Annotated in this window: 11 protein-coding genes; 8 read left to right on the forward strand and 3 right to left on the reverse strand. The window is 58.9% G+C overall.

The window, feature by feature from the left end; translation table 11 throughout:
- Nucleotides 1-2 precede the first annotated feature (2 nt).
- A complete protein-coding gene (gene lolD, locus ACWPW1_RS17090; RefSeq protein WP_026083696.1) occupies nucleotides 3-704 on the reverse strand; it encodes a lipoprotein-releasing ABC transporter ATP-binding protein LolD in 702 nt (233 codons plus the stop codon).
- Nucleotides 697-1,947: a lipoprotein-releasing ABC transporter permease subunit gene (locus ACWPW1_RS17095; protein WP_059315850.1), complete on the reverse strand. Its 1,251-nt coding sequence runs from the start codon at nucleotides 1,945-1,947 to the stop codon at nucleotides 697-699. The genes lolD and ACWPW1_RS17095 overlap by 8 nt, the downstream gene beginning before the upstream one ends.
- Before the next feature lie 576 nt (nucleotides 1,948-2,523).
- Here ACWPW1_RS17095 and ACWPW1_RS17100 point away from each other — a divergent pair.
- Entirely contained in the window at nucleotides 2,524-3,102 is a 579-nt protein-coding gene (locus ACWPW1_RS17100) for a recombinase family protein (protein ID WP_454253505.1), read from the forward strand.
- A gap of 213 nt (nucleotides 3,103-3,315) precedes the next feature.
- A complete protein-coding gene (locus ACWPW1_RS17105; RefSeq protein WP_454253506.1) occupies nucleotides 3,316-3,870 on the forward strand; it encodes a hypothetical protein in 555 nt (184 codons plus the stop codon).
- Nucleotides 3,871-3,880: 10 nt separating this feature from the next.
- Here ACWPW1_RS17105 and ACWPW1_RS17110 read toward each other — a convergent pair whose 3' ends face one another.
- Complete coding sequence (locus ACWPW1_RS17110) at nucleotides 3,881-4,738, reverse strand: AbiJ-NTD4 domain-containing protein (RefSeq protein WP_454253507.1); 858 nt, start codon at nucleotides 4,736-4,738, stop codon at nucleotides 3,881-3,883.
- A gap of 567 nt (nucleotides 4,739-5,305) precedes the next feature.
- Between ACWPW1_RS17110 and ACWPW1_RS17115 the strand changes: the two genes are divergently transcribed.
- The 6 genes from ACWPW1_RS17115 (at nucleotide 5,306) to ACWPW1_RS17140 (ending at nucleotide 11,080) form a co-directional block, all read left to right on the forward strand.
- A complete protein-coding gene (locus tag ACWPW1_RS17115) occupies nucleotides 5,306-5,737 on the forward strand; it encodes a hypothetical protein (RefSeq protein WP_454253508.1) in 432 nt (143 codons plus the stop codon).
- Nucleotides 5,734-5,925 (forward strand): ribosome modulation factor, encoded by a 192-nt coding sequence (locus ACWPW1_RS17120; protein ID WP_454253509.1) that lies wholly within the window; start codon nucleotides 5,734-5,736, stop codon nucleotides 5,923-5,925. Before ACWPW1_RS17115 ends, ACWPW1_RS17120 begins: the two co-directional genes overlap by 4 nt.
- Nucleotides 5,926-6,226: 301 nt before the next feature.
- Nucleotides 6,227-6,520 (forward strand): AbrB/MazE/SpoVT family DNA-binding domain-containing protein, encoded by a 294-nt coding sequence (locus tag ACWPW1_RS17125; protein ID WP_454253510.1) that lies wholly within the window; start codon nucleotides 6,227-6,229, stop codon nucleotides 6,518-6,520.
- 740 nt (nucleotides 6,521-7,260) lie between these two features.
- Entirely contained in the window at nucleotides 7,261-9,903 is a 2,643-nt protein-coding gene (locus ACWPW1_RS17130) for a DNA-directed RNA polymerase (RefSeq protein ID WP_454253511.1), read from the forward strand.
- A 176-nt stretch (nucleotides 9,904-10,079) separates the two neighbouring features.
- Nucleotides 10,080-10,448, forward strand: coding sequence for a response regulator (locus tag ACWPW1_RS17135; RefSeq protein ID WP_454253512.1), 369 nt, complete (start codon nucleotides 10,080-10,082; stop codon nucleotides 10,446-10,448).
- 245 nt (nucleotides 10,449-10,693) lie between these two features.
- Nucleotides 10,694-11,080, forward strand: a complete 387-nt coding sequence (locus tag ACWPW1_RS17140; protein ID WP_454253513.1) for a hypothetical protein — start codon at nucleotides 10,694-10,696, stop codon at nucleotides 11,078-11,080.
- Nucleotides 11,081-11,310: the final 230 nt, after the last annotated feature.

Genomic DNA, 11,310 nt, shown 5'->3' on the forward strand with positions numbered 1-11,310 from the left:
CCTCAGACCTGCCGGGCCGGCGTGGCGTCGACCAGATGGCCTTCGTCCAGGCGCAGCATCCGGTCCATCTGGCCGGCCAGCACCTGGTCGTGGGTCACCACCAGGAAGGCCGTGCGCAGCGAGGTGGACAGTTCCAGCATCAGGTCCTGGATACCGTGGGCGGTGTGCTGGTCGAGGTTGCCGGTGGGCTCGTCGAGCAAGACCAGCTTGGGCTGGTTGACCAGGGCCCGGGCGATGGCCACGCGCTGGCGCTCGCCGCCGGACAACTCGGCCGGCTTGTGCCCCAGGCGATGGCCGAGGCCGACCCGTTCCAGCAACTTGGCCGCGCGCTCACGGGCTTCGCCAATGGAGGCCTTGCCGATCAGCAAGGGCATGCAGACGTTTTCCAGGGCACTGAATTCGGGCAGCAGGTGGTGGAACTGGTAGACGAAGCCCATGGCGCGATTGCGTAGCAGACCGCGGGCCTTCTCGTTGAGCGCCGACAGCTCTTCGCCGTCGAGCCAGACGCTGCCACTGCTGGGGGTATCGAGGCCACCGAGCAGGTTCAGCAGGGTGGTCTTGCCCGATCCCGAGCTGCCGACGATGGAGACGCGCTCGCCCGGTTGCAGGGTCAGCTGGACGTTGCTCAGCACCTCGACGGTCTGGGGGCCTTCCTCGTAGCGCTTGCCCAGGTCCTGGCAACGCAAAACGGCTCGATCATTCATAACGCAGGGCCTCGGCGGGTTGGGTACGGGCGGCGCTCCAGGAGGGATAGAGCGTGGCCAGGAAGCTCAGGGCAAAGGACGCGCCGCAGATCAGCAGGACGTCGTGCAGCTGGAGCTGGGCCGGCAGGTAGTCGATGAAATACACCTCGGCGTTGAGGAACTGATGCCCGGTGACCTGCTGCACCCAGGCCAGCGCCGCACTGACGTTGAGCGCGGCCAGCACCCCCAGCAGGCAACCAATGGCGGTGCCGATGATGCCGATGAAGGTTCCCTGGACCATGAACACCGCCATGATCTGCCGGGGCGTGGCGCCCAGGGTACGCAGGATGGCGATGTCGGATTTCTTGTCGGTCACCACCATCACCAGGGTGGAAACGATGTTGAAGGCGGCCACGGCCACGATCAGCAGGAGCAACAGGCCGATCATGGTCTTTTCCATGCCGATGGCCTGGTAGAGGTTGCCATGGGTGCGGGTCCAGTCGCGGGCGTACCAATCGTTGCCGGGCAACTGGCGGGCGATGTTCCAGGACACGTCCGGCGCCTGGAACAGGTCATGCAGCTTGAGCCGCACACCCTGAACCGCATTCGCCGGCCAGCGTTGCAGCCGTGCGGCATCCTCGATGTCGATCAGGCCCACCGAGCCATCCAGCTCGCCAGCGCCGACGCTGAAGATGCCCACCACGGTGAATCTTTTCATGCGCGGAAACATGCCGGCGGGGGTCACGGCCACTTCCGGAGCGATATAGGTGAGCTTGTCGCCAACCTTGACGCCCAGTTTCTCGGCGGCCAGGGAGCCGATGATGATGCCGAACTCGCCCGGCTTGAGGTCGTCGAGCCTACCCTCGCGCATGAAGCTGGCGATGATCGAGACCTTGGACTCCTCGGCCGGATCTATGGCGTTGAGCAAAACGGTCTGCACCGCCTTGTCGTGGGCCAGCATGCCCTGCAACTGGGTGAAGGGCGCCACCGCCGCCACCTGACTGTTTTGCAGTGCCAGCTCGCGCACGCTGCGCCAGTCGGTAACCGGCTGATAGGACTCCACCGTCGCATGGGGAATCATGCCGAGGACGCGATCGCGCATCTCGCGGTCGAAGCCGTTCATGACCGACAGCACCACGATCATGACGACGACGCCGAGGGCCAGGCCGATCATGGAGGTGAGCGAGATGAAGGAGACGAAATGATTGCGGCGCTTGGCGCGGACATAACGCAGGCCAAGGTAGATCGGCAGGGGTCTGAACATAGGCTCGCTTGCACGGCGGAAAGACGTAGGCGCCCTGCGGGTTGGACGGCGACACCGTGCCGGCTCGCCGGCTACACTCGGGGCCATCACCCACGGAGCGGCCCAACATGACCACCCCAGACGCGCGTGAACGGCGGGAATACTATCGCATCACCGATTCTCGGCGCTACGCTGGAACCCGCTCTAATCCTGGGCTTTGGGATACAGGTCTAACCGCCCGGTGTCCCACCACGGGGTACCTACTCTAACTCAAGAGTCCTTGGAATTTCATGAAAAAATCCGAGACCCCATCTTAAGGTGGCCGCTTCGCGCCCTTCCCCCCTGGCCCCCTCCTGCTCGCGCACATGCGGGCACTCCCGCCCACCTACCCGAGCACGGTCCTGTAGGTCTCCCATGGGGCCTCCCAAGGGGGTAATCCTCTAGCCTGCCCTTGGGCATGCGTTGCAATAGGGCTTGGTCTACCGCAGCGTTGCAGCGATGCTTAAAAACCGTTGCATTAGGGTTGACTTAGGATTTCCGCAACACTACCTTGGGAATCTCTTAGACCCTAACGCAACACTGCAACGGACTCAGACCATGCGCATCGGATACGCCCGGACCTCTACCCTCGAACAAATCGCCGGCTATGAAGCCCAGGAACGGGAGCTCACTGCGGCGGGTGTCGAAAGGATCTACAAGGAGCAGGTATCGTCGGTAGGTGATCGGCCTGAGCTGGAGAGGATGCTTCGGGATCTCCGCAGGGGTGACGTGCTGGTAGTGACCAAGCTCGACCGCCTGGCTCGCAGCGTTCACCACCTCGGAGAGATCCTCAAGGCCCTCGACGACCTCGGAGCAGGCCTTCAGATCCTCGGGATGGGTATCGACTCGACTACCGCAGGAGGCCGCTTGATGCTCAACGTCCTTGGCTCAGTGGCTCAGTTTGAGCGGGAGATGATGCTTGAGAGGCAGCGTGAGGGGATCGCCAAGGCGAAGGCCGATGGAAAGTACCGTGGACGGAAGCCCAAAGCGGAGCCCCTACTGGAGCGGATCCTGGCGATGAAGGCTGAAGGCATGGGCGATACGGCTATCGGCAAGGCTCTGGGCATGGACCGCACTACGGTCTTCCGAGTGAGGAAGCAGGCTGAAGCTAGCGAGGTGTCCAAAGTCGAGGCATAGATAGCCTGGATCTATTGACCTATCTATCCTGATAGCCATATACCCGCCTGTGCTCTTATCTGTTTCGCACCCTTCGGGCTCCCCTGTGGGCCCTCCTCTCGAACCCCTCCAGAACCTCCTCCAGGCTCTCTCTTGCTGTGCTTGAGGTTCTGCCTGGGCATCCTATGAGGTATCTTCTGGGGCCCTTTAGGAGCCCGCAAGGAAGCGCTCAGCATGGCCACACAAAGCAATGCGGTTGAGGCCGTATCTCCTGCGGGTGAACTCATCAATCCTGTCCTCATTGACCCCGATACTAGGTTCGACGAAGACGGCATTTACAAGACCAAGCTTAAGGCCAATGGCCCCCAGGCTGAAGCCTTCCGTGAGCTCATCAAGAAGGTCCAGCAGGAAGAGCTGGAGCGTCAGATCCAGGACGCCGAAGCCAAGAAGAAGGGCTCTGGTAAGCGTCTGAAGCTCGCTGACCTGCCAGTCGAAGAAGACGAAGATGGCAACCTGATCTTTAACTTCAGATCGAAGGCCAAGGTCAAGGACAAGAAGACCGGGCAGATGGTTGACCGCAAAGTTGCCCTGTTCGATGCCAAGGGCAAGCGCCTGGCGCACGACGTCAAGCTGGGCACCGACACCGTGGCCCGTGTCTCCTGCTTCGTTGCCCCTTTCTACACCGCCCTCCTAGGTGCTGGTGTCACACTACGTCTCCGAGCCGTGAAAGTGTTAGACCTGAAGGCTCCTCCTATAGAACGTTCACAGGAGGAGTTCGGCTTCACGTAGCTACGAAGCGCTATGATCTTGACTCAAGAAGACCGGCCGCGCGGGCCTTTCCTAGCAAATAGTTCACGAAAGCAGAACATGAGACAAGCATATACTTCGCTTCCTCAAAACCCACATCGCCATCCCTCAGAATTGCGTGCCGAATACCGTCCTCATCACTAGTGTACCCATAAAGAGAACTAAACCCTGCTTGTAGGGACTTGTGTATAGGAGCTTTTTTAGTTAGTTCTTTGAGAGCATTAGATAGACCTGAAGAATCCTCCCTGCCCAACAATCGGGCCACCGACTCCACAGCACTTATAGACTCCTTGATAGAGTTGCGATAGTCGGGAGAGGGCCTTCTAGAAAGGAAGCCCACAGCTGCATCTAAATGCTTGTAGGCGCCCTGCATGTCACTCGATGCCGAAGTTGAAAGCGCTTCAGCCACCTCCGTCATTTCCGTCTCAGTGGTTATCGGGGCAAGTCGGTCATCTATGAATCGATACCCTGAGAACTCTAGCTCTAGCACGTGATTCACAAGGGCCTGAAATTCGTGCTCCTTTAAAATTACCAGGCTTACTAAACCTTCAAGATTAGCGCCGATGAATTCAATATAATCATATGCCGAGGCCCAATCCAAATGCATGAAAGTGCTTTTGATTGAGCGCATTTCATACGGATTACTGGTACCTACTTCGTCCAATGGCTTCTTGAAAAAATGAAAAGCAGATGCCCGACTCAACTTGATCCAGTTATCAGCATAGGAGTGGTCGACCGCCTGATGAATTACATTCCATAGAGAATTTCTAAGCTCATCAGACATGCCGTCTAACTGAAGGAGCTTTGAAGGCGCCCTAATACCTAAACGCTCTGAGAAACGCTTACTCAACCTTAAGCACTCCTAACACTTTCTTGAAGGCGGCCGTAAGAAAAGCTACACCTATACCGAATACAACTACAGCAAACCACGTTAATAGCCCTTGGAGAATCCCCTGGGCCCACGTCTCGGACGTGTAGATAACGAACGCAAGAATCCCAGCGAAGGCGAGTCCGCCACTCAGCCGGGACACGATGTAGCCCATCCAGATAACGAAAGCCGTCAGCATTTGAACCCTCCTTGGATAGCCCGAGGGGTCTCCCCCTGCTCGTCTGTACCTCTACCCGTTGCCTAGTCACATGGCAGCGCACCCAGAGCCTAGCAGTTGCCTCCTGCACTGATTGACCGCTCACACCTCAAGGCGCTACCGCCCGTCATGGATATTCATTCGAAGCTTCATCACCGCTTGTCATGGATATTCATTTGAATCTACATTTGGATCTCCGCAAGGCACTGACCTTAGCGACAGAGACACAGGAACCTTTAGGACCATGCGGCAGGAAAGCCTAGGGAGGCCCTTCAGGAGGGCCAACACGATCACCGCACAAGCGCCCATCAACTGAAAGAAGGAGTTAGCAAATGTTCAGCATGACAGTAATGGCTCAAGACGAAGGCCACGTTAGCGTCAATGAGCGCACTTACTTCAAGTTCCTTGCCGACCTGGGTGCCCTGTTGGGCCGTCACATCAGCCTTGGAAGTCAGGAGGAGAGCGAAGCGTTCCACCTGTACTCCGATGGTGCTACCGCATCTGAAGTAGCAGAAGAGCTTCGCGCCCAGGGTGCTCTCACAGGCGAACTCCAGGGTGAGCCGTCCGTGACCCCCTCCGAGGTCATGCAGCAAGAGTTCGTGGTCACCGTAGCGACCACCAAGGCCCCTCAAGGCTCCCTCCAGATCCCCGTGCTGGCAACCAACCGGGATGACGCACAAGACAAGGCCATCGACTGGATGGAGTTCATGGGGATTCCTCATGGCGAGGTTCTCAAGGTGGTTCTTAAGGGGGAAGCAGCATGAACAAGCAAGCACTGAGAGAGGCAGTTGGGCAGCCAGTAAAGGCCCACAACCCAACAAAGGCGGGCTACAGGGCTGGCAGGGCTGGCCGCCGTGAAGACAGCAACCCTCATCGCTTTGGCACTGACCTCTACAAACAGTGGAACGATGGCTGGCTAGAAGGCTTCACCGTGGGCGAGGCCTCCCGATGACCCACCTGACTCCCAAGGTCCCCACAAGAGCCCAGGCGTGGGCAATGGCCTGGTTCATGGCGAAGGAAGGAAAGAGAGTCCGGCTGGATCGAGAGGCCGGAGCCTGGAGAGTTAGGGTCTCCAAGCAAACGCAGCACTGAGCATCACCTCAAGGGCCTCCTTTAAGGGCCCTTCGGGAGGTCCTCAGAACGACCGCAAGTGATTCCAAAAATCGGCATCAAAATCGCAATTTCAATGACAAGTCTCGGAGCAAGGCTCCACAATGCGCCCGCTAGTTATCACCGCTCAAGCGAGGCCCACTGTGGAATTCAAGATCGTGAAATGGGGACACGGCGCGGCTATCCGCCTGCCCTCTAAAGTCCTTGGCGGACTACAAGCGAGCATTGGCGACACCCTACAGGGAGACATCCAGGAGGGCGCCTTGCGCCTGCGGAAGGTCGCCTCTGGCAGTTCCACTGATGTAGTGAGCCTGATCCAGGGCCTAGGCCTTGATCCAGCCAAACCGGAAGACCTAGCGAAGATCGCAGGGATATTGAAGAAGGCACTGGGCGATGACGATTCACCCCATGACAGCAGCACAGGAGGCAAGCCCTAACGCGGGAGCCTTCGAACTCATCTCCGCAAGCGTGAGCCCCGTGGTCTCCTCTAGGGCCACCCAAGGCATCACCGAACGTGCCCTTCTGAATCACCTTGATCTTCGCTATGGATGCCAGGCCGAGCCCCTTCGGGACCACCTGAAGGCGCATCCCCTAGTAGAGATCGAGGTCTCCCGCGACACCTCCAAAGGATCTCTCTGGGTCCGCTGGAATCCCTCTAGGAGGGTCCAGCCGTGAGCCCCAGGCGTTCCACTCATCGCAGCGTCAAAGTCATTGCATCCACTACCGGTGCGGAGGTCTCTGTTAGACCTCTGGCCGTGATCCTTTTCGACATCGAACCAGGTGAGACCCACAAAGGCGTTCTCCATTGGGAGCCCTTTGGCGAGCGTTTGTGCCTGTCTGACTTCAGGTCTGGGCAGCCTCTCCTGCAAGAGCTCCCAAGCCGGGGCAAGCTGAAAGCTCTGATGGAATCCTTCGGGGTCACTCGCGAGACGCCTAGCGGGTCTGTCTGGCTGGATGTCGCGAAGGAGCTTCTGAGCTTCCACCTGAGAACCCAGGCGGGGGCCTTCAGAGAGTCCTTCCGCTCCTGGCAGAGTCAACCCGCTCTTAACGGCCCGCCAGGTAGCTAGCCGAATCCCCCCACCTTAGCACTCACCACCTCCCTCCCCTGCGGGAGCTCCTTTGGAGCCTTCCACGGGTAAGGGGAGCCTTTGCCCTACGATCCTCAAACGGAGCAATCATGAACACCAGCGAAGTCCTGATTCAGCAGTTCGGACCGGAGCTAGCCGCAAGACAAATCGAGTTGGAGCGCGAGGGGTCTACCCTGGGCTCCGCGAACTTCCTCAAAGAGCTTGAGAGAGCCATGGAGGAAGGGGACGTGAATGGTGTTCAGGCTTACTCGTGGATCTTCCGCGAAGGAGTCCCTTTGGTTGCCAAGGCCATTAACGATTGGAAGGCGGAAGCCTCCTCTCCCAAGGGAGGCCGCAAGGCTACCCTGCTCAAGTTCATCGAGAACATGGAGTCTAAGGTCGTGGCCTATATCGCCCTTCGGGCTGCCCTGACTGCCTTCCTTGGGAAGCCCCTGACGAACACCGCAGTGGCCCGGAAGATCGGTGTGGACCTGGACACTCAGATGAGGTCTGACCGCCTTGAATCCGAGTACGGCAGGGTCTATGAAGGTGCCATCCGCGATGGTCTCAAGCAGCGCCATGGGGACCACGTTAAGCGCGCCTACTTGATGGCCTGGGAAAGGAGGCTTGAGGTAGAGGAAGACGGTCGCATTGAAGCCGAGATGATTAAGGTAGGGATGCACCTGCTGTCCATCACTCTCCAGGCCACGGGTCTCGGTCACCTGCAACGGGTGGCGTCTGGTAGCGGCAACGTGAAGGACACCCACATGGTCCTCACCATGTCCCCCGAGTTCGCCGCCAAGGCAGACTCCATCAACCTGAAGCTAGCCGAGATCGCTACGGTCCACCTGCCCACGGTGGTCCCGCCGAACCCCTGGACCCACTGGATGGGCGGCGGCTACTACACCGAGCATACCCGCCCGATCCTCTTTGTCAGGGCCCCGCTGGCTGTCGTGAAGAGCGTCTATAACGAGCTCGACCTGACCTCGGTCTATGAAGCCGTGAACCACATCCAGAACACCGCCTGGGCGATCAACGCCAGGGTTCTCGATGCGGCCCAAGAGGTCCTCTCGTGGAAGCGGACGATCATCAAGGACTTCCCGTGCATCCTCGGGGAAGATCCGCCTGAGAAGCCCCATGACATCGACACAAACGAAGACGCCCGCCTGAAGTACAGGAAGGCAGCGTTCGAGCATTATCAGAAGATGGACTCGCTGGGTTCCAGGAGGCGCCGTGTGGACTCCATCCTGTCGCAGGGTCAGAAGTTCCGGGACGATCAGGCGATCTACTTCCCGCACAACGTGGACTTCAGGGGCCGCATCTACGCGACCACCCTACTGAATCCCCAAGGCGATGACCTGATGAAGGGAATTCTCCAGTTCTCCTCAGGCGTCCCGCTTGGCCTTGAAGGAGGAAAATGGCTGGCAATTCACGGTGCCAACTGCGCTGGTGTCGATAAGGTCAGCTTCGATGAGCGCTTGGCCTGGGTCGAAGAACATCGGGACATCATTATCGACTGTGCCCGCAATCCGCTGGATCAACTCTTCTGGACTACCGTGGAGTGCCCGTTTGGGTTCCTGGCGTTCTGCTTCGAATACGAAGGATTCCTCAGAGACGGCGCGGAGTTCATCAGCCATATCCCAGTCGCCTTCGACGGCTCGTGCTCGGGCCTCCAGCACTTCAGCGCAATGCTTAAGGACGAGATCGGAGGTGGCGCCGTCAACCTCATCCCTGCCGAGCGACCCGCTGACATCTATCGCATGGTCGCGGAGAAGGTGATTAATCAGCTTGAGGCTGACGTTGCTCATGGGGGCTCCGATGAATTCGTGGATAAGGTCTATGACGAAGGGACCGACCGGGAGGATACCAGAACGGTGCTCCAGCTCGGAGCGAAGACCATGGCCGAACGGTGGCTAGCATTCGGCGTAACTCGCAGCGTAACCAAACGCCCTGTCATGACTCTTGCCTATGGCTCCCGCGAGTACGGCTTCAGCGAGCAGATTATGTCGGACGTGATCCGCCCCGCTACTGAGGCGGGCAAAGGCCACTTCTGGCCAACTCCAGGTGAGCGCTCTCAAATGGCCCGATACCTTGCGAAGCACATTTGGGACGCCGTGGGAGCAACCGTTGTCAAGGCGGTGGAGGCAATGAACTGGCTTCAACACGCAGCGGCTCTCCTCGGGTCTCAGGGTCTCCCGGTACGCTGGACCACTCCCGCAGGCTTTACGGTTTGGCAGGAGTACAGGAAGAGGACTAGCCAGCGTGTAGACACCGTATTTGGCGCGTCCCTCATTCGGGGCTTCGATGGCGAGACCGAGAATAAGGAGACCTCCGAGAGCGCAGCCAACAAGGGGGCGGCAGACGGGCAGGTTCGAGTTCAGGTGAGCATTCGCAAGGAATCTCCAGAGATCGACAAGATTGCCCAGAAGAACGGCATTAGCCCCAACTTCGTCCACTCGATGGACGCGAGTCACATGATGCAAACCGTGACCGCTGCTCACATGGAAGGCATCACTTCTTTCGCAATGATCCACGATTCCTTTGGGACCCATGCCGGCAAGGCTGCGACCCTCTTCCGGGTCATCCGCGAGCAGTTTGCTCGGACCTATGTGGAGCAGGATGTCTTAGCGGCGTTCGCTTCTCAGGTTGGCGCCCAGCTCAGCGACGCAAATCTGAAGCGTCTCCCCGCGCCGCCCCTCCAGGGCTCCCTCGGCGTGGGTCTGGTGGAATCCTCGAAGTACGCTTTCGCGTGAGATCTGCTGGAGGCCCTGGGGATTTCCCTGGGGTCTCAACGTTATACGAAGCGGCACCCTCTGCATTATTTCTTGTACAAACCTCACCCCCTGTCGCTACAAGTAGCACGTTAGACACCTCCGGAAGTCGGCTGTAGTAGCTTCAGAAATAGTCCCATCCAGTTGAAGGCCGTCCCGTGAACAAGCCAAAGGTACTTATTGCCGAGGATGAGCCGTTACTCACGGACATGCTCTGTACCGTATTCGAAGAGCAAGGCTTCGAAACCGTTACGTTCGGAACTGCGGACGAAGCGGTGAGTTTCCTCAAGTTAACGCGAACCCATTTGGATCTACTCTTCACGGATGTGAGGATGCCTGGCGCTTTGAGCGGGCTTGACCTAGCAGCAGTTGCGCAGGCGCTTCAACCTGGCCTGCCTGTGGTGGTCTCCTCTGGGTATTACGAACCGATGACCTCCAAGCTCGATCAAACGACGCTGTTACCAAAGCCCTGGAAGCTTGAGGCGCTTGAGAGCGTTTGCCGCAAGGCTTGCCGTAAGGTCTCGTAAGCGGGTGGTTTCTCCTCACCTTAGAACTAACAGAGTATTCATAAGGAGAACCACACCCGCCCTCGGCTTCCCCCTCGTCCGCTCAATCCCCCGCTCCACCGGCTGCCCCTACAGCCACCTCCCCGCTATTTCCTTCCAGCTCGCTTAGTCCTGCCGCTTGAGACCGCCAGAGTGCCCCGTGTGTGGGGCGCTGGAGCTCTGTGCGGAAGGGACCCAGGCGGCAGCACTAAACGGAACCACACACCATGAATTACTACAGATCCGCTCCAGGCTCCGGCCCCGAGCATTCCCTTCGCTTCGACTACAATGGACACCCGGTCCACTTCCACCCGTTCGGTTACATCGACCTCAAAAGCGTCACGGCTGCCCTAGGGATTCCCAAGGAGAAACTCGTGGAGGCCCTGCTTGCCTTCAACCGTATGGCCCTTGGGGATACCACCTGGCGTGATCGGATAGCGAAGGGTCTGACAGCTCCTCTCCCGTCCGAGAGCTTCGCCTGGATACCCTTGATGAAGTTCGACCACATTGGCTCTTACCTTCTGCCCAGTGAGGGTGCCGACCGGCAGTCCTTCGCAAACTGGTACGCCAATGCCGTCAGTAAGCTTGCGATGCCTGCGGGGGTCTCCCAATGACCGAACTCAATACCGCCTACCAGGTGTGGCGTCAGTTCGCCCCTGGCGAGAAGTTCAGCAGTGTTCGGCCCTCAGCCCAACTTCGGGTCGCAGCTCCCGACATTCCTCTTAGCTCACCTCTCACCGACGCTTTCGCGGGCATCCGACAGGCCGCCGCGCGCGCGGCAGAAGCTAAAGCTCGGGCTAACGGCGTTGAGCTCCAGACGTCTCAGCAGAAGGCCGAGAACTGG

The organism is Pseudomonas sp. Marseille-Q7302 (assembly GCF_965111925.1).